17 protein-coding genes and 2 rRNA genes are annotated in these 26,295 nt (G+C 41.2%); 11 read left to right on the top strand and 8 right to left on the bottom strand.

All coding sequences use genetic code 11. From position 1 onward, the window contains the following. Positions 1-6: 6 nt before the first annotated feature. The gene (locus LOS73_RS00275; protein ID WP_131649253.1) at positions 7-360 is read left to right on the top strand and encodes a hypothetical protein; all 354 of its coding nucleotides are present in this window, start codon (positions 7-9) and stop codon (positions 358-360) included. Positions 361-415: 55 nt separating this feature from the next. Here LOS73_RS00275 and glmS read toward each other — a convergent pair whose 3' ends face one another. Beyond that, positions 416-2,236 (bottom strand): glutamine--fructose-6-phosphate transaminase (isomerizing), encoded by a 1,821-nt coding sequence (gene glmS, locus LOS73_RS00270; protein WP_033030540.1) that lies wholly within the window; start codon positions 2,234-2,236, stop codon positions 416-418. A 40-nt stretch (positions 2,237-2,276) separates the two neighbouring features. Beyond that, entirely contained in the window at positions 2,277-3,041 is a 765-nt protein-coding gene (locus LOS73_RS00265; protein ID WP_457934291.1) for a DeoR/GlpR family DNA-binding transcription regulator, read from the bottom strand. Between the two features lie 138 nt (positions 3,042-3,179). Here LOS73_RS00265 and LOS73_RS00260 point away from each other — a divergent pair, with 138 nt between their 5' ends. The 3 genes from LOS73_RS00260 (at position 3,180) to LOS73_RS00250 (ending at position 5,409) form a co-directional block, all read left to right on the top strand. Then, positions 3,180-3,707, top strand: coding sequence for a sugar O-acetyltransferase (locus tag LOS73_RS00260; RefSeq protein ID WP_033030529.1), 528 nt, complete (start codon positions 3,180-3,182; stop codon positions 3,705-3,707). Positions 3,708-3,784: 77 nt separating this feature from the next. Next, the gene (locus LOS73_RS00255; protein ID WP_457934290.1) at positions 3,785-5,101 is read left to right on the top strand and encodes a tetratricopeptide repeat protein; all 1,317 of its coding nucleotides are present in this window, start codon (positions 3,785-3,787) and stop codon (positions 5,099-5,101) included. An 11-nt stretch (positions 5,102-5,112) separates the two neighbouring features. After that, the gene (locus LOS73_RS00250; protein WP_457934289.1) at positions 5,113-5,409 is read left to right on the top strand and encodes a hypothetical protein; all 297 of its coding nucleotides are present in this window, start codon (positions 5,113-5,115) and stop codon (positions 5,407-5,409) included. A 254-nt stretch (positions 5,410-5,663) separates the two neighbouring features. On the opposite strand, the gene LOS73_RS00245 is transcribed toward LOS73_RS00250, so the two are convergent. Beyond that, the gene (locus LOS73_RS00245; protein ID WP_033030526.1) at positions 5,664-6,128 is read right to left on the bottom strand and encodes a hypothetical protein; all 465 of its coding nucleotides are present in this window, start codon (positions 6,126-6,128) and stop codon (positions 5,664-5,666) included. A gap of 352 nt (positions 6,129-6,480) precedes the next feature. Here LOS73_RS00245 and LOS73_RS00240 point away from each other — a divergent pair, with 352 nt between their 5' ends. Then, positions 6,481-8,121: a hypothetical protein gene (locus tag LOS73_RS00240; protein ID WP_033030524.1), complete on the top strand. Its 1,641-nt coding sequence runs from the start codon at positions 6,481-6,483 to the stop codon at positions 8,119-8,121. A 72-nt stretch (positions 8,122-8,193) separates the two neighbouring features. Continuing rightward, on the top strand, positions 8,194-10,179 hold the full coding sequence (locus tag LOS73_RS00235) for a hypothetical protein (RefSeq protein WP_033030522.1): 1,986 nt from the start codon (positions 8,194-8,196) through the stop codon (positions 10,177-10,179). Positions 10,180-10,242: 63 nt separating this feature from the next. Here the strand turns inward: LOS73_RS00235 and LOS73_RS00230 are convergent, their stop codons facing one another. Genes LOS73_RS00230 through LOS73_RS00220 form a run of 3 tightly spaced genes read right to left on the bottom strand, consistent with a single transcriptional unit; the run spans position 10,243 to position 14,607 of the window. Continuing rightward, a complete protein-coding gene (locus LOS73_RS00230; RefSeq protein ID WP_033030516.1) occupies positions 10,243-12,639 on the bottom strand; it encodes an ABC transporter permease in 2,397 nt (798 codons plus the stop codon). A 1-nt stretch (position 12,640) separates the two neighbouring features. Further along, positions 12,641-13,342: an ABC transporter ATP-binding protein gene (locus LOS73_RS00225; protein WP_007377361.1), complete on the bottom strand. Its 702-nt coding sequence runs from the start codon at positions 13,340-13,342 to the stop codon at positions 12,641-12,643. A gap of 11 nt (positions 13,343-13,353) precedes the next feature. Continuing rightward, entirely contained in the window at positions 13,354-14,607 is a 1,254-nt protein-coding gene (locus LOS73_RS00220) for an efflux RND transporter periplasmic adaptor subunit (RefSeq protein ID WP_457934288.1), read from the bottom strand. 225 nt (positions 14,608-14,832) lie between these two features. Between LOS73_RS00220 and LOS73_RS00215 the strand changes: the two genes are divergently transcribed. The 5 genes from LOS73_RS00215 to LOS73_RS00195 all read left to right on the top strand — a co-directional run bounded on the left by LOS73_RS00215 (position 14,833) and on the right by LOS73_RS00195 (position 22,664). Next, a complete protein-coding gene (locus LOS73_RS00215; RefSeq protein WP_033030512.1) occupies positions 14,833-16,242 on the top strand; it encodes a sigma-54-dependent transcriptional regulator in 1,410 nt (469 codons plus the stop codon). Positions 16,243-16,244: 2 nt separating this feature from the next. Continuing rightward, a complete protein-coding gene (locus LOS73_RS00210; protein WP_033030510.1) occupies positions 16,245-17,564 on the top strand; it encodes a sensor histidine kinase in 1,320 nt (439 codons plus the stop codon). 97 nt (positions 17,565-17,661) lie between these two features. Next, positions 17,662-18,960 (top strand): NTPase, encoded by a 1,299-nt coding sequence (locus LOS73_RS00205; protein WP_033030507.1) that lies wholly within the window; start codon positions 17,662-17,664, stop codon positions 18,958-18,960. Continuing rightward, entirely contained in the window at positions 18,947-21,259 is a 2,313-nt protein-coding gene (locus tag LOS73_RS00200) for a tetratricopeptide repeat protein (protein WP_457934287.1), read from the top strand. Before LOS73_RS00205 ends, LOS73_RS00200 begins: the two co-directional genes overlap by 14 nt. Before the next feature lie 139 nt (positions 21,260-21,398). Further along, positions 21,399-22,664 carry a LysM peptidoglycan-binding domain-containing protein gene (locus LOS73_RS00195; protein ID WP_033030505.1) on the top strand — a complete coding sequence of 422 codons (1,266 nt, stop codon included), beginning with the start codon at positions 21,399-21,401 and terminating at the stop codon, positions 22,662-22,664. 317 nt (positions 22,665-22,981) lie between these two features. Here the strand turns inward: LOS73_RS00195 and rrf are convergent. Together rrf and LOS73_RS00185 are read right to left on the bottom strand one after the other, a co-directional pair. Further along, positions 22,982-23,096: ribosomal RNA gene (gene rrf, locus LOS73_RS00190) — 5S ribosomal RNA — on the bottom strand. A gap of 152 nt (positions 23,097-23,248) precedes the next feature. Then, a 23S ribosomal RNA gene (locus LOS73_RS00185) occupies positions 23,249-26,139 on the bottom strand. Positions 26,140-26,295 lie beyond the last annotated feature (156 nt).

Here is a 26,295-nt window from a genome sequence, read left to right as displayed (position 1 = left end):
TATGTAATGCCTGAAAAAATATTTTTATTTATCTCTTTACCAATAATAATGAGCTATCTTATTTCAACCTTATGCTTCACTCGCATTACAATGAAACACATTGAGAGAAAATTGCGCGAAGAAGGGGTACATGAGCCGCTTTGGGACAAAGGAATAGGCATAAGAGTAAGCATGTATGGCAAAGTTATTAGACGGCAAAAGTCAGTAAAAGCTACGATAGTTAATGATGAAGCGATTTTGCGACACGCGCGGCCTATAGACTTAATTTTAGCTCGTATAATGCACATATCATTTTTAGGTTTGATGTTAGTAATTGCCTATGGCTACTTTGCTTATGACTTAAGTGAGCGCACATATTAAAAAGGCGCATTAAGCGCCTTTTTATCTTTAGCAGGTAATTACCAACCTATTGATTTTACTCAACCGTAACCGATTTAGCTAAGTTACGTGGTTGGTCAACGTCAGTGCCTTTAATTACCGCTACGTAGTATGACAGTAGCTGCAATGGCAGTGTGTAAACAATTGGCGCAATAATGTCGTCAGTGTGGTTTACGTTGATTACACGCATTGTGTCGTCTGACTCAAAGTGTGAATCTTTATCTGCGAATACGTAAATAATGCCGCCACGTGCGCGTACTTCTTCTACATTTGATTTAAGCTTTTCTAGCAATTCGTTATTAGGTGCAACAACAATAATTGGCATGTCGGCATCAATAAGCGCGAGTGGCCCATGTTTAAGCTCGCCCGCTGCGTAGGCTTCTGCGTGAATGTACGAAATCTCTTTAAGCTTAAGCGCACCTTCCATTGCAATTGGGTATTGCGAGCCACGACCTAAAAATAATGAATGGTGCTTGTCGGCAAACTCTTCTGCAAGGTCTGCAATACCATCAGCGAGTAGTAATGTTTCTTCTAACTTAGCTGGAAGTACTTTAATTGCATTTACAATCGCGCTTTGATCAAGGCCTTTTTCTTGCGCGATAGACGCAGTAAGCATTAACAAACCAACTAATTGCGTAGTAAACGCTTTAGTCGATGCAACGCCAATTTCAGCGCCCGCTTTGGTCATAAAGGCAAGGTCTGATTCGCGTACAAGCGATGAGCCCGGTACGTTACAAATGGTCATTGAGGCCATGTAACCTTGCTCTTTAGCTAAGCGTAATGCGGCTAGCGTGTCGGCTGTTTCACCCGATTGAGAAATAGTAACTAGTAGGCTGTTTTCGTGTACAAACGACTGACGGTATCTAAATTCAGAAGCTATTTCTACATTACAGCTAACACCCGCAAACTGCTCAAGCCAGTAACGTGCAACCATACCTGAATGGTAAGACGTACCACAGGCAATAATTTGTACGTGTTTCACATCTTTAAATATTTGCTGAGCGCTTTCGCCAAAGGCATCAATTGCTACGCGGTCGTCGTTTAAACGTCCTTCAAGGGTATTACGTACAGCAAGTGGCTGCTCGTAAATTTCTTTTAGCATGTAATGGCGGTAGTCGCCTTTGCCTGATGCATCTTGCGTAATGTTTGATTCAATCACTTCTCGCTCTACAGCGTCGCCATTTTCATCAAAAATTTCTACTGTGTCACGTGTAATACGCGCTACGTCGCCTTCTTCTAAAAAGATGAAGCTGCGAGTAACTGGTAATAATGCAAGTTGGTCAGAGGCAATAAAGTTTTCACCAAGGCCTAAACCAATAACAAGTGGGCTGCCTGAGCGCGCTACAATAATTTCGTTGTCGTTGTCTTTATCAAATACAACGGTACCAAAAGCGCCTTCAAACTGTTTAACAGCAGCTTGAACAGAGGCTAACAATGTAGTGTGTTGTTGGCGTAATTGATGAATTAAATGCACCATAACTTCGGTATCGGTGTCTGATAAAAATTCATAGCCGTCACCTTTAAGCGCAGCACGTAAGCTTGCATGGTTTTCAATAATACCATTGTGGACAAGTGCAAGCTGGCTATTTGAAACATGTGGATGTGCATTGGCTTCTGTTACGCTACCGTGTGTTGCCCAGCGAGTGTGTGCAATACCTGTATGACCGCTAACGCCTGCTTTTTCTAGCGCTGCTTCTACGTTAACTACTTTACCTACTGCTTTAACAGTATTAAGTGTGTTGCCATCAAGCAATGCTACGCCTGCTGAGTCATAACCACGGTATTCAAGACGCTTAAGGCCTTCAACTAAAATTTTGTTTACTGGACGTTCTGCAACTGCCCCGACTATTCCACACATAGTGTCTCCATTAATTTTTTAAATACTTGCTACTAAGTAGCTATTGTATAATCTCTGCGCAAATTAGTTTTACACCACACGCCTCAATTGCCTTGCGTTTATCGTCAGCTAAGCCATTGTCGGTTATTAATGTGGTTACTATTTTCCACGGTAATTCTAAATTTGGTATTTTTCGGCCAATCTTGTCGGATTCAACCATTACGATTACTTCACGTGCCGCTTTTGCCATAACTTGGCTCAAACCCACCAGCTCATTAAAAGTGGTTGTGCCACGTTTTACATCTATGCCATCAGCACCAATAAATAGCTGATCGAAGTCGTAAGAGCATAATACATTTTCGGCAACTTGCCCCTGAAACGACTCAGAATGCGGGTCCCATGTTCCACCGGTCATCAAAAGTGTCGGCTCGTTTTCAAGTGATAGTAAACGACTCGCAACTTTAATGGCATTGGTCATAACAACTAACCCACGCTTATTTGCAAGCTCGGGGATCATCGCAGCAGTAGTGCGCCCGCTATCTATAATAATTCGGTTATGATCTTTTATGAGGGCAGCTGCAGCTTTAGCTATCGCTACTTTGCGCTTTGAATCTACTTCATCGCTAACAATCTCTTTAGGCAGTGCAATAGCACCACCGTAACGGCGCAGCAATAAACCACTTTTTTCAAGCGCGGTTAAATCTTTTCGAATGGTTACTTCGGAGGTTTGAAACTGTTCTGCTAACTTTTCAACCACGACTTCACCTAGCTCATTAACTTGAACCAAGATATTGTGACGACGTTGCTGTGTGTTTCGTTTAGTCATAAATTAAGTTTCGTTTCGAAAGTTATTAGATTTTAAACGAAACAAGTTAAATGACAAGTGAATGAATGAAATTAAAGCAGCTTTAATCAAATAATAATAAAGGTAGAATGCCATAAGCTTTATTTTAAAAGAAACCACATGCAAGTATTTACTAGTTTAAACAAAGAATATTTAGCGCTGCGCAAACAAACTGGCGACACCTGCCGCCTATTTAATAAAAGTCCGAGCAAAGGCAACTTAAAACGTATTAGAGAGTTATTTTTGGAATGTGGTGAGGGCGTTATAATTGAAGCTGGTTTTCACTGCGATTACGGCAATCAGATCACTATTGGTGATCGTACTTTTATAAACATTAATTGCACTGTATTAGATGCACCAATTGATGAAGGTGCAATAACGATTGGCAGTGACTGCTTAATTGGCCCTAATGTTCAGCTATTAGCGGTATCTCATGCAGTTGAGCCCAAACAAAGACTACAGAAAGAAAACTTTGCAGCACCAATAACTATAGGTAATAACGTATGGATTGGCGCGGGAGCTATTGTTTTAGCAGGTATTACCATTGGCGATAATAGCGTGATTGGTGCTGGCTCGGTAGTCACCAAAGACGTAACCGCTAATACCGTGGTTGTAGGAAATCCAGCACAAAAAATACGTGACATTTAATAGTCACACAATCTTTATGACGTAAAGTTAATACTGTGTTACTTTTAATTTAACAAAAATGCAACTCGTACTTAGTGATGTTTCTAAATATTGTTTTTATTATATTTTTACTTTTTTCTTATCCGGTATCGGCAAGTGTTTGTGAGCAAAATAAATCTGTTGATATAACGAGTGACATTTTAACCTGCAAGCAAAAAATCAGTAAACTCAAGCCACACTCAACAGCATCATTTGAGGCTAAATTAGAATTAGCTGTACTGTATAGGCAAGCTGGTGATTTAGCCTTAGCAAATTCAGAGCTTGAGCAACTACTTAGCCAAAGTTTAAGTATTTCACAGCAATATCATGTAACGCGACAACTCGGTATTAATGCATACAGACAAAGAGGTTATATTCAATCTCTTACTTATTTTCATAAAACACAAAAGCTTGCTACGCAGTTAAAAAACTTAAGTTATGAAGGTCAAACATCGAATGATCTTGCTAATGTATATCAAGCGCTTGGGGATTTAGACACCGCTTTAACTTTATTTTTAAACAGTTACGACATTGCTAAGCAATTAAACGACTTAAAACGCCAAGCAGTTACTTTAAATAATTTAGGTAATATATCGCGAGATATTAATCAATTAGATGATGCTATCGTGTCATTTCGACAAGCACATTTACTACATACACAACTTGGCAATCAAACAAAGGCAAACCATACGCTGATAAGCTTAGCTGAGGTGTTTTTTAAAAAGTTACAGTTTGATAAAGCTATAAATCTTATAAATTCAACGCTTACGCAGTTAAACAATAGTGGTGCACATACTCAAGCTTCACGCGCCTACTTACTACTTGCTGAAATCGCTTTAGCTCAAAATAAACTTAATGAGGCACATAAATGGCTAGCAACACAAAAACGTACCCGTAGCCTTATTCAAAATGACAAAGTCGACCAACGGGCGCTATTAATAGAGGCAAAGCTAAAACAACTAGAAGGTAATGACACTGAAGCACAAGTGTTATTAAAACAAGGGTTAGCTAAAAACCACAATCAAAACAGCCAACTAACAGAGTTATTTTACATCGCACTCGCTCAATCACAACAGCAATCAAAACAATACCGTGATGCGCTAAGTACGCTTGAAGATTACAATACAATGTTACGCCAAAATCGAACTGATACGGCCAATCTATACCAGCTACGCTTGAAGCAAGCCGATATTCTCCCAAATAAGCCACAACATAATTATTTCACTCTTTATAATGTATTAGCAGTATTTAGTGCCTTTATGGCAGGAATGTTGCTCAGCTATAAATATTTAGCACAAATAAGCAAACCGCCAAATACAGTGAATAACGCCGCCCCAACGAAGCTACCTACACAGAGCAAGACACTCGCCAATTAATTGTAGAAGTTATGACGCTATCGCTGAGCATTTGGGAACAAACAAGCTCAAAAACAAGAATTGAGCTAGCAGAAGAAAGTAAAATGTGGAAAGTAAACATTGATGATGGTCGGCTGCGGGTGCGTACATTAGAGCGCTATTTAGCGATTAAAACACTGCCTAAAAAACCACGCTGGCGTAATATAATAAAAACCGCACATTATGTTATTAACCACTGCAATGAAGAGCATGATGATTTACATAAACTAAAACAACAAATACAAAAGCTTGAAGTACTTGCTAAAGCCTCACCTCACTATTTAACTTGAACTCTGGTTAAGAGATTTACTAACGTATTGAATCATGGTGATATTTAAATTTATTTTTCTCTAGCCAGAGATTTTCAATGAAAACAAGACGAATTTACGCGTCAATAGCTGGCCTATTGCAAGTAAATTCAACGCAGTTAGCGCTGAAAAGAGCTGCTAGAGATAGATTTATTATCCAGAGTTCAGGTTACTTAACCTGAATCAGAATTAAAAAGCACAAGGTATCACTTATATCACCTCGTGCTACGGTTTAACTATTTTGCTGTATCACAGATATAACACGCTAATGTAACGCCCATGTTGGCTTTAAATTTTTGATGATGTTCGTCCCCTTTAAATTCATAAGGGCCTTCAAAGCGAGTAAATATTTGCATATCTGGGTTTAATGTATTGTCAAAACGCATCATATTTGAGTGTAACGACTCACACATATTGTTTCCCATGTCGTAAGCTAAGCGCCAATCATCAAACTGACCACAATCTAACATCGGGCTTTCTCGACCTGATGCAGAAAGCCTTTTTTCCGTACACCCACTACTTGTATCACTTTTTAAAAATGAAAACGTTCCTGTCGATATTTTCATCGAAGCGAGCAATATTGTTTGCTTTTTAGGGCAGTTTTGCGCGTTAACTTGAAATTCTTCTTGCAGCATTTTTGCACTATGAGCATGCGCAAAGGTTGTTAGTAACAGACTTGATATTAAAATTGTATATTTCATTATATTTACCTCCATTTATTTACTTAATCCTAGTGTTGATGCTGTATTTACATACCTATTAAATACAAAACCAACTCAAAAAGTGTGCATCAAAGAGAGGTAAATCACACTTAAAATCATGGGGCAATTGGGTAAAAACGGGTAAATTTATTTTTAAGTTATTGTATTTAAATATATATAAATTTATTCAATTCAAAAAATAATGCCCAGCATGTTTACACCCCCTTACTTTTCTCACTTTTACCTAACTCGCCCCCTGCTGACCCTGCTAATTCCTTTCGTGATGAAAATAAACAAGCAATATAAAAGGGCACATTATTTGTGCTTATTTATTATTTATGGAGGAATAAAAATGAAACGTACATTAATGACACCACTTGCTTTAGGTTCTCTTGTGTATATGGCAATCATAAGTACCACTGCATTTGCAGGTACTGTTGAAAATACCAACCACCGTACTACCGCTTTAGAAAATGATTATGGTGCAATGGCACCTGCTCAAGTTAGTAAACAAACTTGGCAGACTATTTCTGCGTGGTCTACTGACTCGCTTTCTTTGCTTGATTTTATGGCTGAAAACGATGAAGAAGCGGTACTCAATCATTATATTGAAAAACTAACAGCAACTTATCAGGCCGAAGAAATCTTAAGCCAAATAAAAGAGATAGACGTAAATGCGCTTGATTTATGGTCTACGGTGCTTGCTGATCACTCACCAGAGGACAGCTATTACCTTGCACGCTACCTTATACAATATAAGCCGGCTCTTTTTAAGCAATGGTTAACAATGCAAAAAATGGTTTCGTTAGCTGAGTTTGTCGAAATAAACAATCCACGATTATTTGAAGCGTGGTTTGAAAATTACGCAGCGCCTAAGAAAAAAGGGCTCTCTGTTTTAAGCTATAACAAGGAAATGGATCCAACTACTTATAATGAAATTAAAGAGTTATTAAATAAAGATGCAAAGGGTGGTCCAAAGTCAGCCTGTGCCTGCCAAATGGTAGTGCCAAATACAGGCTCTGGTACTGTGGTAACAAATTACCCTTCAACCCCATCATCACCTGCACCTGAAACGTCTAGTGACAATAAAGGAATGTCTAAACACGGACTTAACTTTACCAGTACTGCTTACGGCGCATTTCATTCAGGCGATGGTGAGCGTTGGTCAAAACATAAAGCGTATGGCTACGACAACACAATAAGTCATAACTCTACTGAGTTTTCGGTAAAAATGCTGTGTGCCGATAAAGCGGGTTTTGATTGTAATCAAAGTAATTCATGTTCAGGAAACTTAGAAGTTAGAGGCACTTATGCCTCGCGCTTCCATGTAAAAGGGACCGCAAAGCAAATTTGGTCAAAAGCCACTAATGCACACTCTGCCGATGGCGCAAAGTTTGCCGTTGATTTACCTGGTTCTGCTCCTGAGATTGTATTGTTTAATAAAGCCGGTGGTGCAGCAATGAGCTTTAACACTGGATGGGATATTAACTCGGTGCTGGGCACTATAAAAGCAGCTTTAGGTATTACTGCTGCAATAGTGAATGACAATGCGGGTAGCTTACTCGATGCACAACTTGCCAGTGATTTAATTACTAATATTGCAGGCATAATTACCCGTTCAGGTAACGAAGCGAGCGTAAATTCGACAATGCGAGCTCGATTTGATTCATCTGACGTAAGTCCATTTTTGTTGCAACCCAACGAAGTTTACCACTTCACGCTCGACTCAGAAGCCCATGTTAAAGCACGAGGTTATGGCGGTTATTCTGATAGTCATTTTGAGTTTGGTAGCTCTGGCGCTGTAATGTATGCCGCTAATCACTTTACTTGTGGCACAAATGTTACCGCCCCCATGCCTACCGGTTTATGGTTTTATGCCAGCCAGTCAGGTCCTGATAACACCGCTTCTCTTCGTAGTGATGTAGAAAATTGGCTATCTATTCAGCTCAATCAGGGTGTTAATGCTTCGCAGCAGCAGGGGGTTGTATATTAAGCACTGCAATCGAACTTATAAAGGGTAGGTGTTTCCTACCCTCTTTTGTATGTTTAAAGCAAAGGAATCATCATGAAAAAACTACTTACACTTTTTATCACTGCACTTACAATAACAGCAAGTATGCATTGTGTTGCTATAGCAAAACAATTTGATACAAGCACACTACCCGTACTATTTTATGCAAACCAAGAGAGCTATTTAGCTCAAACACCTTGGTTTAATTTTGCGTATCAGCAACGCAAAATACAACTACAAACTTGTAAAGAAGAAGCGTGTGTTCAACGTTTACAATTTTTAGAACTCCAAGAAGGCGATCAAAGCCATCAACATAATAATGGCTCCGCTTTTTTAGGTAACGCCGATAAAACACACACTTCAAACACTTACTCAAAGCTTAAGTTAGGCCAAAGTAATCACAATACGTTGCATGTTAGCGGTAACCAGCGGCGTATTCTTTTTTCTTTTGAGATCACTGAAAGAGGCACTCCACTTCAATTTAAATTTGAAGACGAACAGGACTCTTTCACCTCAGAAAATCAACAAGCGCTTATTCGCTCATCTAAGTTATGTATATCAAAGTGTGAAACAACATGGCAGGCATTCAGCGTAGATAAGGAGGGTCAATACACTCCAATAACTTTCCACCAGCAGGCGCAAGATCAGTGGGTTGTTAAAGAATTAGATAACACTATTAGAATTGAATTAACCGCTTTATTTGGTCAATATTCGGCGCCCTTACATCAGTATCACAACGAGGAAGTGTCGTTTTCAAGCTATCAAATAAATGGCAAAGCACTTATAAATACACAGAGTCATGATCAACAAAACCAATATATTTTTGAGCAAACAAAAGTAATTGGTTTAAGTGGGCACACATGGGTTTTGCAGCAAGGCAATACACTGCAATTAACCGATAACCACGCTAGCATTTTAAAATCTCGCAAACTATCAACTTGGCATATAAAAAAATTGCTAAATAGCTATATATCAAAGCATCGTGTTTATTTGTTAGCCCAAGTAAATGAGCAATATCAAACCCCACCTGCAAAGCAAACCGTGATAGCCCAATACCCCAAGCAAAAACAAAGTAAAATGCGTCCGGTAGTACTCTATGAGTTCGATTTAGCGCTTAACTTAATATCTAGCACCACACTCTATTTGCCTGAAAGTGAACTACCGTATGCACAAATAACACTTCAGTCGTGGGGAGTATTGGTAGGCACAGGTGAAGCCGCTGCTGCATCGGTTAATCACACTTATCAAAGCAACCAGTCATCTGCAAATATGGCAAACTGCCCGATGATAAATAACGGTTATGGTTATGGCTTATTATGCTGGAAAGCATTAAACAACCCAGCTATAAATTATACACCTAGTGCAGCTAGTAGCATGATCCCAGTAACGGTTGTCGACAATACAACGCCAAACCTACTTAACCATCTGGAGGCAAACCAACATGGAATAATATTCGATAATAGCGGCGCTCCTGTTGACCCTGGCGGCTCATGGACACATGCAGATAACGTTGCAATAAACAAAGAGGACTTAGGCCTATCAATTGCGATGTATCATCAACGTTGGCATTCACCTGTCGCGGCAAATATTATTTTCCCCGCAGGTAGCTCTTCTCGTCCTGTTATGTTTAGAGCTGTAGAATATTCTGCAGCAAATACCAGCAACCTCCCACACAATGTGTGCAATCAGTTTGCTGCTAGTTCTGGCTACCCTGAATACCAAGCCGCTGATGCATGTATGACGCAAGCAAACTTTGGCCTATTTAGTTTAGAAAGTCTGAAATTTGATCGCTGGCAGGGCGGTATCTACCACCCCGACCAAAGCGTAAGTGGCAATGATAATAGCTGGTTTCCGTGGTTTACTAATTTTGTTGGCGACCCTCCAGTCGAAGACGTTTTCACCGCTGAAGCAGTCCATGAAATGGTGGCTCGTATGCGTATTAACGCTGCAAATATTGGAACTTTAATACAAGATTCATACATTGACGGGCATTTTTATACCCAAGCGCATGTACCTGGGTATTACATTTCGTATCAATAAAATTTACGATACAAAAAAGGGTTAGTGTGTTCACTAACCCTTTTTTAATTCACTGAGCTTTATTTACTCATAACGTAAAGTAAGCGATGGCCGTGTGCTTGCAGCCTTAAATGCAAGGCTTGCAACCGTGAGCCAAGTAATTACTGCAACACTAAGAGCTGCAATTAAATAAACCCACAGCGCTTGATCAACACGCTCATTAAAATTAGCGAGCCAATCACCCACCAGCCAATAGGTTATTGGGTATGCAATGGCTACACTCACCAATACTAAAATTAAAAACTCTTTTGCCAGTAGGTTCATAATACTAATACGTGATGCGCCAAGTACTTTGCGTACCGCCACTTCTTTTTGGCGACGAATTGTGGCAAACGAAGCTAAACCAAATGTACCTAAGCAGGTTAAGAATACCGCAAGGCCCGTAAAAATAAGTACTACAAAAGAAACACGCTCATCAGCTTTTAAAACCGCTTTATAGTTTTCAGCTAGTAGGTTTATTTTTGGCTCATAAATATTAGACACCTCAGCCAAGGCTGCGATCACTTCTTGCTTTATAGCTGGGAGCTTTTGCAGATTAACTGTTAAAATCACTTCAGATACCGGTGCTAAATAGTTAAAGCCACATAAAAACATAATGTTAGAATTTGCATCTTGTGCATTACCAATTTTTACATCTTTTACAACACCGACAACCCGCATATCCACATTACGCCCTGTGTCTTTAATTGTTTGTCCAACAATATCAGCCACATTGCTATAACCAGCCTGCTTGGCAACGGTTTCTGTAATAATTGTACCCACCGTTGTAACCCCGTTTGCTCGCGTCGCCCAGTCTGAGGAAAACTCACGGCTAAAGTCTCTACCAGCAATGAGCGTAAGGCCTAGCCCTTTTACGACATCAAAACCAGAACCTATCACAGGGGTTATTCCACCTGATGATTCTCCATTGGGCCAAGTTGGCTGTAATGTATTATTAATTGAAACGGTTAAACGGGTATCAATAATCGTTGCTTGCTCTACGCCATCAATAGCCGTCAAGCGATTAATGAGTGCGCTAGGCTGCTGCGTAAATACCGATTGCACTGGCAACTCTGAAACCACTAAGCGTTGCTGTGTTTGATAGCCCAAAGGAAGACTTTGTAAGTGAGATAATTGGTTTAATAACGTAATCGAGGCAATGATCAGGCCTATTGCCAATGAAGCTTGTAGGGTTAATAAACTTTTACGCACCCAAGTAGCTGTACTGCCTCGTTGTAAATCGCCACTTAATACTCGTTTAGCGCTAAATGATGAGATAAACAATGCAGGGTACAAACCGGCAAGTATGCCTACAGCAATCACCACGCTCATAATACCCAAACCAAAGGCTGAAAAATAAATTACGACTAGCTCACGATCGACTAACTGATTAAAGCTCGGTAATAACAGCTCTACTAATACACATGCAGTAATCATCGACAATAACGCAACCAACATAGACTCAGCTAAAAATTGCGTTACTAACTGCCCTTTACTTGCGCCAAGTGCTTTACGCACCCCAACTTCTTTAGCACGCCTTGTGGACTGCGCCACCGTCATATTGATAAAGTTAAAGCCCGCAATTAAAATAAGCAACACACTCAAACCCGCACAAATCATCACGACTTGCTTTGCGCCACCCGCTTTCATTTCAAATGGTGATTTGGCTATTAAATGTAAGTCTAATAGTGGGTGAAATTCAATGGCAATTTGCCCCGCCATTTGCCCATTAAAGTATTGTTTAGAAAGTGTATCCGCAAGTGCGATTGGATCGGCCTGTGGCGCTAAACGCATATAAACGTAGCTACTATTCATCATAAGGTTGCTCGGGTCATGTTTTACATACACTAGGTTTTTAAATGCAAAGTGAGTATTGCTTGGTAAATCCGCAAACACCGCCCGTACAGTATATTGCCCTTGTTCGTGCTGTAGCGTATTACCAATAACATTCACAGAACCAAAAATACGCAGTGCTTCAGACTCACTCAATGCTAGGCTACCAGGTGTACTCATAGCATTTTTTAAATCGCCAGCCAATGTGTTCATATTGATAAAATTCTCAATATTTGGAGTTGCTCCATATAAATCGCTGAGCTTAAAACCCTGATCGCGATACTGTACGTCAACCATCGCCTCTCTAGTCATCGACACCATAGTCAAACCAAAGACTTCTTCCACTTGGCTATACTCGACTGCCTTCGCTCCTTGTGAATAATTGAAGATTGGGATCACAAATAAGCCCAACTTCGAGAAGTCTTGGCCTACGCGGTAAACACGTTCAGCATGTGGCTGCTGACTATCGTAAGACAGCTCATTTTGTGCGAACAACGCCACTAAAATAGCTGAAGCTAAGCCAATACTTAAACCTAATACATTTAAAATAAAATGTTGTTTTTGCTGTTTGAACGAACGCAGCGCTGTAATAAAGTAACTTACAAACATACTATGCAACCTCCACCGTTTGTTGTACGTTATTTGCTTTATCAAGCATCACTTGGCCATCAAGTAGGCGTACTAAACGATCTGCGTAATTACCCTCTTTATCAGAGTGCGTAACCATAATTACCGTGGTGCCTTCTTTATTTAATTCGCGGAGCATTGCCATTACTTCATCACCATTTTTTGAGTCTAAATTACCCGTTGGCTCATCAGCTAAAATTAGCTTAGGGTTAATCACCAAAGCTCGCGCTACTGCCACTCGCTGCTGCTGACCACCCGATAACTGTTGCGGTAAATGATCGCCTCGATGATCAATACCCACTCGCTTTAAAATGGTTTCAACACGCTCTTTACGCTCACTTTTTGAAATTTTTTGATATTGCAAAGGCAGCTCTACATTTTGATAAACTGTCAATTCATCAATTAAGTTAAAGCTCTGAAATACAAAACCAATCGAGGCTTTACGTAACTCTGCTAATTGTTTTTCGCTATAACCTGCAATGTCAGTACCTGCAAACTCAAAGCTTCCACTTGTTGGCGAATCTAACATGCCTAAAATAGATAATAAGGTTGATTTACCACAGCCAGATGGGCCCATAATTGCTAAAAAATCACCTTCTTTTACGGTTAGAGTAATATTGCTTAGTGCAGCTGTTTCAACATCTTGAGTACGAAATACACGGCTTAAATTAGTTAGTTTGATCATTGTTATTATCCTTAAAATTGTAATTGCTGTGCTTTATCGAAGTTGCTGTAGCTAGAGGTAATTACTTGATCCCCTGCTTTTAGCCCTTCGAGCACTTCAAAATAATGTTGATTTTTTTTACCTAAACGAATATCACGGCGCAGTGCTTTGTTGTCACCTTGCTCAATAACATACACCCAATTACCGCTAGAGCTGGTAAAAAAGGCACCACGCTTAAGTAGTAAGGCATTGTTTTTTTCATCTCCTAGCATTAACTCAATATCAATACTTTGGCCGCGCTTTATACTTTTGGTGTTACTTGGTAAGTCCACTTCAATTTGAAATTGAGACTGCTGTACGCGGCTATCAATTTTGCTCACTTTGGCAGTAATCGCGTCATTATCAAGTTCAATCATCACGGCCATATCGCGCTGAACTTGATTTAAATAAAACTCATCAAGACGCACCACTAATTTATACTCGTTAGGAATATCTATTTGTCCAAGGCGTGCGCCGCTGCTTTTTGATTCACCAATTTCTACATCAAGCTCGCTTAAATAACCGGATACCGGTGCTTTTACTAATAAGTTATCGAGGTTTCGACGAGCAAATTGAAGGTTTTTCTCGAGCATTTTAGCGCTATCTGAAAGCTGTGCGACTTGCACTTCACGTATTGATTTTTCTTGCTTTTGACGCTCAAGCGTTAGCTCCTTGCGAGCATGGTAATAACTTAAATCTTCCTCAAGCTCTGCTAATTTATCTTGCGCCAACACCCCACTTTTAACTAATGGTTTAGTTTGTTTTAAACGGCGCGTTAAATGCGTAATCTTTAACTCTATTTCTAATAAGTCGCGGCGTAAATTTAAGCGGCTAGTTTCCATATTCATTTGCGTATTACGTAAAAAATTTAGCTGCTCTGTTACTTGAGCCTCACGGCCCATAACATCAAGTTGCAAGTTAGTATTACTCAAGCGCACCAAGGGCTGGCCTGCTTCTACAAATTCGCCTTGCTCTACCAAACGCTCCTCAACTTGGCCACCGGCGATAGTATCAAGATAAATACTGGTTTTTGGCACCACTTGACCACGTAAGCTCAACGCATCTTTAAATCCACCTTGTTTAACTGTGCTAACGGTGAGGCTACTGCGCTCAACATGTTGGCTACGACCTGTATCGCTAGTTTGCGTAAAGCCATACGCAGCCGCCGCAACACCAAAGGCCATCGTTGCAAAGATGAATTTTTTAAAATACTTTTGAGTAAATGAGCGTTCTATTTTCTTATCCATGTTGCCGCCTTGATACAGGTTTAATTTAACTAGTTACCTATTGCTATTACAAAGCGTATGCCAACTTTAATTATTCTTTAATTACAACAACTTGAATAATTACTTATACAGATAGATACTTTAAATGTCCGTTTATAGAACACTTTTTATTTTAATAAGCGTCCATTTATGGACACTGTTCCTTTTTTGTTTTAGGCTAAATAAAACTCTATAAAAATAAAAACCATGAAACACACAGGCTCAATTTTAATTGTTGACGACAATCCCGATATTCTCATTGCTGCACGGTTATTACTAAAACAGCATTATCAAAGTGTTAAAACCACCGACAACCCCTTTGATATTGAAGGTATCATTAACGAGCAACGCAAAGTTGAGCAACCCGTCGACGTTATATTGCTTGATATGAACTTTAGCCAAGATTCGATTAGCGGCAAAGAAGGGTTTTATTGGCTCAAAAAAATCATTGAGCAAGACGCTAATATTGTGGTGCTACTGATGACCGCTTACAGTGATATTCAGATTGCGGTGGATGCCATTAAAGCAGGTGCGTCTGATTTCATTGCTAAACCTTGGCAAAATGAGCAATTACTTGGCGCGGTTGCTGCTGCATTCTCGCACGCAAAAGACAAGCAACAAGTTGGTAAACTTACTCGCCAAAAGCAGGGACTTAATCAGGCATTAAACACGCCATCATTTGAGTTTTTAGGGCAAAGCGCAGCAATGCAGCAAGTATTTAATACTATCGAAAAAGCCGCGCAAACCGACGCTAATATATTGGTCACTGGCGAAAGTGGCACAGGTAAAGAGCTCACCGCTCACGCAATTCATCAAGCAAGTATGCGCAGCGAACAAACCTTTATGAGTGTAGATATGGGCGCAATAGCGCAAAACCTGTTTGAAAGTGAGTTATTCGGCCATAAAAAAGGCGCGTTTACTGACGCTAAAGCTGATCGAATTGGTAAATTTGAACTTGCCCAAGGCGGCAGTTTATTTTTAGATGAGCTAGGTAACCTACCTCTTGAACATCAAGCTAAGTTACTCGCCGCATTGCAAAACCGCCAAGTAACTCCGATCGGCGGCAGTAAAACAATTGATATTGATATTCGCCTCATTTGCGCCACAAACGACAACCTAGATAACGCGGTGAGTAAAGGGCGTTTTCGTCAAGATTTATTATACAGAATAAACACTGTTGAAATTCGCCTGCCTGCATTACGTGAACGCAGTGATGATATTCCATTATTAGTTGATTACTATCTCAAACACTTTTCAAAAAAATATAAGCGTAATTTAGCTATTAGCGATCATGATATGGTTTCACTTTGCCAATACACATGGCCGGGTAATGTGCGTGAGCTAGCCCACGCCATAGAGCGCGCGGTAATATTAAGTGAAGGCGAAAATCTTGATGTGAGTTCAGTAATTGGCGCTACCGCTAACAACAATAATAATGCGAATAATACAGCCGTTAATAGCAATAATTCATACGACACTTTTGATTTAGAAATTCTTGAACAACGCACAGTTCGAGCTGCCCTTACTCATCATCAAGGTAATGTAAGCCACGCTGCCAAAGCGCTTGGTTTAACTCGCGGTGCTATGTATCGTCGCATTGAAAAGTATGGATTATAAACATGCGACCTTACTTTTCCCTCGGATTTAACCTAGTCGCATTAAGCAGCTGCAGTGCATTACTGTGCTACTTACTTATTAATAAAGGTTTCTCGGCAACATTATTGTTAATCGTCTTGGTTAGTATTGCGTTGAGTGCCCATATTTTCACACTATTTACTCGCCAACAAAAACAAGCTGAAATAGTTATTCGCGCACTCGCTAATGGCGATAGTACGTTAGGCCTTAGCCAGTATCACCCAATGCGCCAGCAGTTCGATCAAGTAAAAGCACAAATGCAAACCGCACGCTTTAATGCCGAGCAACAAGCTCAGTTTTTACAAGCATTACTAATTCATGTCGATTTGGCTGTATTGGTGTCTGATAACAGTGGCCAAGTGATTGAATCAAACCCCGCTGTAAGTAAGCTTTTAGGTAAAAACATTAAGCACTTGAGTGAATTGGGCGCTGTGGGTGATCTTCTTTTAAAAGCCGAGCGAAACGTACGTAATACCCTGCATTGGCAAACAGGTGAACAGCAAGATACATTGTCAATTGCACTCAGTATCGCCGAAATTCAAGGTAAAGTTCGCCGCGTTGTCAGCATACAGTCTATTCACGACCAATTGCAGTTAAAAGAGCAGCAGGCCTATAAGCGCTTAACTAAAGTGCTAACTCACGAAATAGCGAATTCTATAACGCCACTTTCATCACTCGCTAACACGTGCACCACTTTATTACCGCAAACACTGTGCTTTAATGAGCTTGAAGATAAGCAAGATTTACAGCTCGCACTCACTACACTTGCGTCTCGCACTGAGCATTTAGGCGATTTTATAGCACGCTTTCGTCAAGTTAGTAGCTTACCTACACCTAAATTAGCGCCTTATAATTTAGCTAGTGTGCTCACACAAATAGTTGCATTACATCAGCAGCAAGCATTTAGCCAAGGCACTACTTTTGAGCTTAATATTAATACCCAACAATTAGTGATGCTCGACAACAGCCAAATAGAACAAGTACTGGTTAACTTAGTAAAAAATGCACTTGAAGTACTCGCCACAAGCCACCAACATAACGCGAAAAATCCTAATAAAGCACCAACGATTCAACTCACCCTCGCGCAAAATCACGTACAACAGCTTTACATTGAAGTCAGCGATAACGGACCTGGTATTGCTGAACATGTTATCGATATGGTATTCGTGCCCTTTTTTACTACCAAACAACAAGGCTCGGGTATTGGTTTGAGCTTGTCGCGGCAAATTATGCTCAACCACGGCGGTGATTTGGTTTATGTACAAAAACCACAAGGGGCATGTTTTAGGTGTGTGTTTGGGTAACACACATCAATATACAGTAGTAATCTAGTGACACTAATTTATCTTGCGTGTTATCTTTACCTTAATTAAGATCGAACACAAACGAATGAGACATTTGATGAGTACTCCTAGAGATTTTCATAATTCATTTTTAGATACAGCTAAACGCGATGATATATTAAATTACTATGTTAATCGTGCTCCTGATGATGCTCACGACAGTGTTGAAGATATGAAACAGGCTATCGAATGGGAAGATACACCTGGCTGTTACTTATTCTCTGGACTTAGAGGTGCAGGTAAAACCACTGAACTCCAGCGTTTATTAGCTGATCTCAAAGTAAAAAACATACCGGCTTTTTACTGTAGTGCAGACTCTTTTTTAGATTTAAATGAGCCTGCAATTACTCAAACTGAATTAATTTTCACTGCATTAGCAGGCTTATCTCACGCCGTTAAAAAAGCATATGGTGATGACTTCCTTACTGAAACAATTTGGGAGCGCACAAAAAAAGCAATGGACTCAAAAGTAGAGCTAAAACCTAAACTAAAAGCAGCAGGGGCTGAGGTTGAGTTCTCTCTAGAGGAAAATGTAACTTTTAAACAAGAATTAATAAAATTTGCTAATAGCTCAAATAAGTTTTTTCAAGAGGCCATAAAGTTTGCAAACGATGTCGCTGCATCAGTTAAACAATATACCAATCAAGATAAAGTTGTTCTTGTTGTTGATTCATTAGAAAGACTGTCTGCACCTAACGGTCAAGAAAACGTATTATTTGAATCCCTTAAAGACTTATTTTTTAACTCTCCTGCCCGATTATCTTTTGAAAATATTACCGTCATTTATACTGTTCCCCCGTATATCCATGCTGTACTTCCTAGCATTGATCAATTTTATTCTGGGAGCTTTTCGTTGCCTAATTTTAAAGTTATGCAAACACCTAAAAAAGAAAAGCCAATTGAGAAAAACCCAGAAGGTATAGCAAAAATGGTGTGTGTCGTAGAAAAACGCTTTCCTGAGTGGGAAAACTATATTTCAAAGCCCGTGATAGAGGAGTTTGCATGGCTATGCGGTGGTAACGTTCGTCGGATGTTTGCTTTAATACGCCATACCACTAAAAAAGCAGTACTTGGTAAAGTCAATTTTCCTGTAAATAGAGTTAATAGCACTCCTGTTAAGCAGGCAATTTTAGAAGAAACTAAAAATGTTCAATGGTTAAATGCACAAGATAGAAAATGGTTAATTCATTGCAGAGAGCACAGCGGTAACCTAGCACAATATATAAATGACCTTGCCAGCGACTTACCACCAATTATTCGTTTATTTGATCATTCATTAGTTTTAAATTATCAAAATGGTAGTATTTGGTACCAAGTTCCTCCAATTATGAACGACTACTTTGATGCACAATCATGATTTTGAGGCCATCTGGTCAGAATTAAAACTCACACTTGAGTGGCACGAAGACTTCTCTCTTTTTTTTGTATTTGTTGAAAATACTCAAGCGAGTTTTGCCCTTAAGCAGCGGCTAGATGACTTTATGCGCAGTCACAGTAAACCGTTACGCCGTATAAAACCAATAACTCAAACAGATTTACCAAATAAAGTTATTGATGAAATTTTTGACGCTAACGCAGGCCACTCTCCCGTTTGGTTAGCGCTAACACAGGTAGATCAAGAAGGGATTTGGGATACGCTAAGAGCCAAAACCTTAGCCACTTTAAATAAACGCCGTTCGCAGTTGGAAGATATTGTAAAAAGCCCCATTTTTATTGAGCTACCTTATACGTGTGCAGCTAGTGTTGTCACTTGGGCGCCTGATATCTGGAGTGTTCGCCAACAAATAATTGAACTACCTTCTAATATTAAGTTAAATACCAAGCTGCCACAAACTGAAGCAGAAACTTCAAATGAACCACTATTGTCATCTTTACAACTTGATGAAGCTATCTACCAAACTAGGGCCAAGATAGAACAATTGCAAAGTACGGTTACAAACCAAGGAAAAAGGCATTTGAGTATCGCCTTAGATAGATTAGGTGACTTACTAAGTAATATTGGCCAATTACCTGAAGCCAAAGCCGCGTATGCGCAAAGCTTAGCAATTTGCCAACAACTGCAAATAAGCCTTGGTGACTCACCACAAGTATTACGGGACCTGTCTGTCTCGTTTAATAAGGTGGGTAATATTGAGCTGCAACTCGGGGATCTACCCGCCGCCAAAGCAGCCTGTATGCAAAGCTTAGCGATTCGCCAACAACTGCAAACAAGCCTTGGTGACTCACCACAAGTATTACGGGATCTGTCTGTCTCGTTTGATAAGGTGGGTAATATTGAGCAGCAACTCGGGGATTTACCCGCCGCCAAAGCCGCGTATGCGCAAAGCTTAGCAATTTGCCAACAACTGCAAACAAGCCTTGGTGACTCACCACAAGTATTACGGGACCTGTCTGTCTCGTTTAATAAGGTGGGTAATATTGAGCTACAACTCGGGGATTTACCCGCCGCCAAAGCCGCGTATGCGCAAAGCTTAGCGATTCGCCAACAACTGCAAACAAGCCTTGGTGACTCACCACAAGTATTACGGGACCTCTCTGTCTCGTTTGATAAGGTGGGCAACATTGAGCTGCAACTCGGGGATGTACCCGCCGCCAAAACCGCCTCTATGCAAAGCTTAGCAATTCGCCAACAACTGCAAACGAGCCTTGGTGACTCACCACAAGTATTACGGGACCTCTCTGTCTCGTTTGATAAGGTGGGCAACATTGAGCTGCAACTCGGGGATGTACCCGCCGCCAAAGCCGCGTATATGCAAAGCTTAGCAATTTGCCAACAACTGCAAACAAGCCTTGGTGACTCACCACAAGTATTACGAGACCTGTCTGTCTCGTTTAATAATGTGGGCGACATTGAGCTGCAACTCGGGGATGTACCCGCCGCCAAAGCAGCGTATATGCAAAGCTTAGCAATTCGCCAACAACTGCAAACAAGCCTTGGTGACTCACCACAAGTATTACGGGACCTCTCTGTCTCGTTTGATAAGGTGGGCAACATTGAGCTGCAACTCGGGGATGTACCCGCCGCCAAAACTGCCTCTATGCAAAGCTTAGCAATTCGCCAACAACTGCAAACGAGCCTTGGTGACTCACCACAAGTATTACGGGACCTCTCTGTCTCGTTTGATAAGGTGGGCAACATTGAGCTGCAACTCGGGGATGTACCCGCCGCCAAAGCCGCGTATGCGCAAAGCTTAGCAATTCGCCAACAACTGCAAACGAGCCTTGGTGACTCACCACAAGTATTACGGGACCTGTCTGTCTCGTTTGATAATCTTGGCAACATTGAGCAGCAACTTGGAGATTTACCCGCCGCCAAAGCAGCCTGTATGCAAAGCTTAGCGATTCGCCAACAACTGCAAACAAGCCTAGGTGACTCACCACAAGTATTACGGGACCTGTCTGTCTCGTTTGATAAGGTGGGTAATATTGAGCAGCAACTTGGAGATTTACCCGCCGCCAAAGCCGCGTATGTGCAAAGCTTACAACTCGACAGGCAACTTCAGGTTAATTTGGGGGATACTGTAACTGTGCTTAGAGATCTCACTATATCCTTAAATAAGGTGGCAGAAATAGAACAACAATTAGGTAACTTAACCTCAGCCAAACACCTACACGCTCAGTCAGACGAAATAGCAGCTAAATTAAAAACTTTATAATCATCACGTTACCTTAACTCGTCGCTATAATGAGCAGTTTAAAGCATGCTTAAATTTAGCCCATCTCACATTTAACATTCCCTATGTTAAGCTAACCGGCTTTTAGCTAGCTGCATTTATATTACGGAGTAGTTTTTACGTGTTTTTAAATCGATATATCGGCATTTTGCCACTGATTTTTATTTTATCTGGCTGTGAGACAACACCAGAGCAACCAGCCCCTAAAACAATTATTAAAGCTAAGCCTGTTATTAATCAACAAAGTAAAGCAATTGAACAAATCGCGCCTTTAAATCCTAAAGAGCTGGACGATGTTTGGCAACGTATTCGCGCACAGCTAAGTTTTACTAATTCAAGTCACCCCGCTGTGAACAAGCGTATTGCTTGGTACTTATCTCACCCTAATTATATGGATGAAATTAGCCGCCGCGCGACACCCTATCTTTATCATATAGTGACTGAAATAGAAAAACGAGATTTACCAATAGAGCTGGCATTAATGCCACTTATTGAAAGCGATTTTGATGCAAGCGCCTATTCTCATAAACATGCGTCTGGTCTATGGCAGTTAACGCCCTCTATTGCTAAGTATTTTAAAGTAAAAATTTCACCTTGGTATGACGGTAGACAAGACGTGATCGACAGTACCCGTGCAGCATTGGATTTTATGGAGTATTTATACAAACGTTTCGATGGCGATTGGTATCATGCTATTGCGGCTTATAATTTAGGTGAAGGCCGCGTTTTAAGATCAATTAAAAACAATAAAAGGCAGGGTAAGCCAACCGATTTCTTCAGCTTGAAACTACCTAAACAAACAAGTCAATATGTCCCTAAGTTACTTGCTGCAGCCCAACTACTCAAAAGCCAAAAAATGGTATTTCCTGCGATAGCAAACAAAAATACCATTGCGGTAATACCAGTTTCGGGATCCGTTATCATAGATAACAAAGAGAAGTGGCAACAACTCGAGTCATTAAATTACGGTGTGATCCGCTTTCCAGCAGTTATTGATGCGCCTCATATCGTTGTTCTTGCCGATGAGAAAATAGAGTTTAAAGCAATGCTCGCAAATCAAAAAAGTAGTGATTACAGTCAATGGCAACACTACACCATTCAATCTGGCGACAGCCTCAGTGTCATAGCTAAACGCCATGCAATAACAGTTAATCAGTTAAAGGCCTTTAACAATCTAAAAAGCAATCGTATTCGCGCAGGGAAAAAGCTGATACTCCCTATACTTGCAGATCAAGAAATCGAGCATAAAGTTAAATCAGGCGAAAGCTTATGGAAAATAGCTAAGTATTACAAAGTCAGTATTAATAAACTAAAACAATGGAATAACCTTTCAAGTGACCATTTAAAAATAGGTAAAAAACTTACTGTATTCTTATCTAATAGCTAACTACTTGGCTGATTATTAAATATATGGGCTGATGATTTTATCAGCCCATATACCCTTCAAAAAATGGTTTGATTATTTATCAATCATACCAATACCATTTATTAAGTGATTAGATTTATCCATTTTTAAAATACATACATCCAAAACTGCAACATTTGAGCAAAACACATTTAATGCTCTACATACTTGCCCCACACAATACATAAGTTGTGACTGCAGGACCTCGAGTGAGTAATGTTCGCTACTCCCTTATATTTAAATTTTCTGCAGACGTAAAAAAGCCCGACTATTTCTAGTCGGGCTCTCTACAATTTGAAGCCTGGTAATGTCCTACTTTCACATAGCAAATGCTACACTATCATCGGCGCTGTTTCGTTTCACTACTGAGTTCGGCATGGAATCAGGTGGGTCCAAAACGCTATTGTCACCAAGCAAATTTGGGCGTTAATACGTATTTCTGCGCACTAACTGAATTTGGAAAATATCTGATAATATTTTTTAAGTCTTTCTTTAAGTAATATCTACTTTAGTTATATTAACTTCTTCGCGTGTTTCACTATCACATAAAACGCGTTTGGCGTTGTATGGTTAAGCCTCACGGGTAATTAGTACAAGTTAGCTTAATGGCTCACACCACTTCCACATCTTGCCTATCAACGTTGTAGTCTTCAACGGCCCTTCAGAGACTTTAAAAGTCTAGTGAGAACTCATCTCGAGGCCTGCTTCGCGCTTAGATGCTTTCAGCGCTTATCAGTTCCGAACGTAGCTACCGGGCAATGCCATTGGCATGACAACCCGAACACCAGCGGTTCGTTCACTCCGGTCCTCTCGTACTAGGAGCAACCCCTCTCAATTCTCAAACGCCCACGGCAGATAGGGACCGAACTGTCTCACGACGTTCTAAACCCAGCTCGCGTACCACTTTAAATGGCGAACAGCCATACCCTTGGGACCGACTTCAGCCCCAGGATGTGATGAGCCGACATCGAGGTGCCAAACACCGCCGTCGATATGAACTCTTGGGCGGTATCAGCCTGTTATCCCCGGAGTACCTTTTATCCGTTGAGCGATGGCCCTTCCATTCAGAACCACCGGATCACTATGACCTACTTTCGTACCTGCTCGACGTGTCTGTCTCGCAGTTAAGCTGGCTTCTACCATTACACTAACCGTACGATGTCCGACCGTACTTAGCCAACCTTCGTGCTCCTCCGTTACTCTTTAGGAGGAGACCGCCCCAGTCAAACTACCCACCAGGCACTGTCCGTAACCCCGATTCAGGGGCCAACGTTAGAACATCAAAACTACAAGGGTGGTATTTCAAGGTTGACTCCACAACAACTAGCGTCGCTGCTTCAAAGTCTCCCACCTATCCTACACATGTAGGTTCAATGTTCAGTGCCAAGCTGTAGTAAAGGTTCACGGGGTCTTTCCGTCTAGCCGCGGGTACACAGCATCTTCACTGCGATTTCAATTTCACTGAGTCTCGGGTGGAGACAGCGTGGCCATGGTTACACCATTCGTGCAGGTCGGAACTTACCCGACAAGGAATTTCGCTACCTTAGGACCGTTATAGTTACGGCCGCCGTTTACCGGGGCTTCGATCAAGAGCTTCTCCCTAAGGATAACCCCATCAATTAACCTTCCGGCACCGGGCAGGTGTCACACCGTATACGTCATCTTGCGATTTTGCACAGTGCTGTGTTTTTAATAAACAGTCCCAGCCACCTGGTCACTGCGGCTCCCGTCCGCTTAGAGAGCAAGTCTCATCACAGATAGGAGCGTACCTTCTCCCGAAGTTACGGTACGATTTTGCCTAGTTCCTTCACCCGAGTTCTCTCAAGCGCCTTAGTATTCTCTACCTGACCACCTGTGTCGGTTTGGGGTACGATTCCATATAATCTGAAGCTTAGAGGCTTTTCCTGGAAGTATGGCATCAGCAACTTCATCACCGTAGTGACTCGTCTCGTGTCTCAGGTTTAGTGTTCGTCCGGATTTACCTAAACAAACGCCCTACTCACTTTCACATAGACTACCAACGCTATGCTTGCTTAGCCTGCTCCGTCCCCCCATCGCAATTATATCGAGTACAGAAATATTAATCTGTTTCCCATCGACTACGCCTTTCGGCCTCGCCTTAGGGGTCGACTTACCCTACCCTGATTAACATGGGATAGGAACCCTTGGTCTTCCGGCGTGGGAGTTTTTCACTCCCATTATCGTTACTCATGTCAGCATTCGCACTTCTGATACGTCCAGCATACCTCCCGGTACACCTTCAACCGCTTACAGAACGCTCCCCTACCACTCAGAATAAATTCTGAATCCGCAGCTTCGGTGCATAGTTTAGCCCCGTTACATCTTCCGCGCAGACCGACTCGACCAGTGAGCTATTACGCTTTCTTTAAAGGATGGCTGCTTCTAAGCCAACCTCCTGGCTGTCTGGGCCTTTCCACATCGTTTCCCACTTAACTATGACTTTGGGACCTTAGCTGGCGGTCTGGGTTGTTTCCCTCTTCACGACGGACGTTAGCACCCGCCGTGTGTCTCCCGGATATTACTTTACGGTATTCGGAGTTTGCAAAGGGTTGGTAAGTCGGGATGACCCCCTAGCCTTAACAGTGCTCTACCCCCGTAAGTATTCGTCCGAGGCTCTACCTAAATAGATTTCGGGGAGAACCAGCTATCTCCCGGTTTGATTAGCCTTTCACTCCTAGCCACAGGTCATCCCCTAACTTTTCAACGTTAGTGGGTTCGGTCCTCCAGTTGATGTTACTCAACCTTCAACCTGCCCATGGCTAGATCACCGGGTTTCGGGTCTATACCTTGCAACTAGTCGCCCAGTTAAGACTCGGTTTCCCTACGGCTACCCTATTCGGTTAACCTCGCTACAAAATATAAGTCGCTGACCCATTATACAAAAGGTACGCAGTCACCCAACAAGTGGGCTCCTACTGCTTGTACGTACACGGTTTCAGGTTCTATTTCACTCCCCTCACAGGGGTTCTTTTCGCCTTTCCCTCACGGTACTGGTTCACTATCGGTCAGTTGGGAGTATTTAGCCTTAGATGATGGTCCACCTATATTCAGTCAAAGTTTCACGTGCTCCGACCTACTCGATTTCACTTAAAATGTCTTTTCATGTACGGGACTATCACCCTGTATCGTGGCGCTTTCCAGCAGCCTTCCATTAACACATAATAAGCTTAAGGGCTGTTCCGATTTCGCTCGCCGCTACTTTCGGAATCTCGGTTGATTTCTTTTCCTACGGGTACTTAGATGTTTCAGTTCTCCGCGTTCGCCTCGTTAACCTATGTATTCAGTTAACGATACCTGCAAGCAGGTGGGTTTCCCCATTCGGAAATCCTAGTCTCAAGCGCTTTTTACTAGCTTGACTAGGCTTATCGCAAGTTAATACGTCCTTCATCGCCTCCAACTGCCAAGGCATCCACCGTGTACGCTTAGTCACTTAACCATACAACCCAAACGGGTCTTTGTTGTGTGACAGTTTAACTTCGCCAGAAGTCAATATTGAATACTAAAGTAGATACCAATCAATCAACGTAAAACGTTAATCAAATGGCACTGAATGGTACTGCTACCATTGTTTTTTTACTTTTGAAAACTCTTG

The sequence above is a fragment of the Pseudoalteromonas sp. SCSIO 43210 genome, assembly GCF_054133285.1.
Note: the sequence above shows the minus strand (reverse complement) of the source record. Positions and strands in the feature narration are given on the sequence as shown.

Excerpts from the sequence above, each read along its gene's own strand:
- LOS73_RS00275 (WP_131649253.1), top strand. The coding sequence starts at position 7 with ATGCCTGAAAAAATATTTTTATTTATCTCTTTACCAATAATAATGAGC.
- glmS (WP_033030540.1), bottom strand. The coding sequence starts at position 2,236 with ATGTGTGGAATAGTCGGGGCAGTTGCAGAACGTCCAGTAAACAAAATT.
- LOS73_RS00265 (WP_457934291.1), bottom strand. The coding sequence starts at position 3,041 with ATGACTAAACGAAACACACAGCAACGTCGTCACAATATCTTGGTTCAA.
- LOS73_RS00260 (WP_033030529.1), top strand. The coding sequence starts at position 3,180 with ATGCAAGTATTTACTAGTTTAAACAAAGAATATTTAGCGCTGCGCAAA.
- LOS73_RS00255 (WP_457934290.1), top strand. The coding sequence starts at position 3,785 with ATGTTTCTAAATATTGTTTTTATTATATTTTTACTTTTTTCTTATCCG.
- LOS73_RS00250 (WP_457934289.1), top strand. The coding sequence starts at position 5,113 with ATGACGCTATCGCTGAGCATTTGGGAACAAACAAGCTCAAAAACAAGA.
- LOS73_RS00245 (WP_033030526.1), bottom strand. The coding sequence starts at position 6,128 with ATGAAATATACAATTTTAATATCAAGTCTGTTACTAACAACCTTTGCG.
- LOS73_RS00240 (WP_033030524.1), top strand. The coding sequence starts at position 6,481 with ATGAAACGTACATTAATGACACCACTTGCTTTAGGTTCTCTTGTGTAT.
- LOS73_RS00235 (WP_033030522.1), top strand. The coding sequence starts at position 8,194 with ATGAAAAAACTACTTACACTTTTTATCACTGCACTTACAATAACAGCA.
- LOS73_RS00230 (WP_033030516.1), bottom strand. The coding sequence starts at position 12,639 with ATGTTTGTAAGTTACTTTATTACAGCGCTGCGTTCGTTCAAACAGCAA.
- LOS73_RS00225 (WP_007377361.1), bottom strand. The coding sequence starts at position 13,342 with ATGATCAAACTAACTAATTTAAGCCGTGTATTTCGTACTCAAGATGTT.
- LOS73_RS00220 (WP_457934288.1), bottom strand. The coding sequence starts at position 14,607 with ATGGATAAGAAAATAGAACGCTCATTTACTCAAAAGTATTTTAAAAAA.
- LOS73_RS00215 (WP_033030512.1), top strand. The coding sequence starts at position 14,833 with ATGAAACACACAGGCTCAATTTTAATTGTTGACGACAATCCCGATATT.
- LOS73_RS00210 (WP_033030510.1), top strand. The coding sequence starts at position 16,245 with ATGCGACCTTACTTTTCCCTCGGATTTAACCTAGTCGCATTAAGCAGC.
- LOS73_RS00205 (WP_033030507.1), top strand. The coding sequence starts at position 17,662 with ATGAGTACTCCTAGAGATTTTCATAATTCATTTTTAGATACAGCTAAA.
- LOS73_RS00200 (WP_457934287.1), top strand. The coding sequence starts at position 18,947 with ATGCACAATCATGATTTTGAGGCCATCTGGTCAGAATTAAAACTCACA.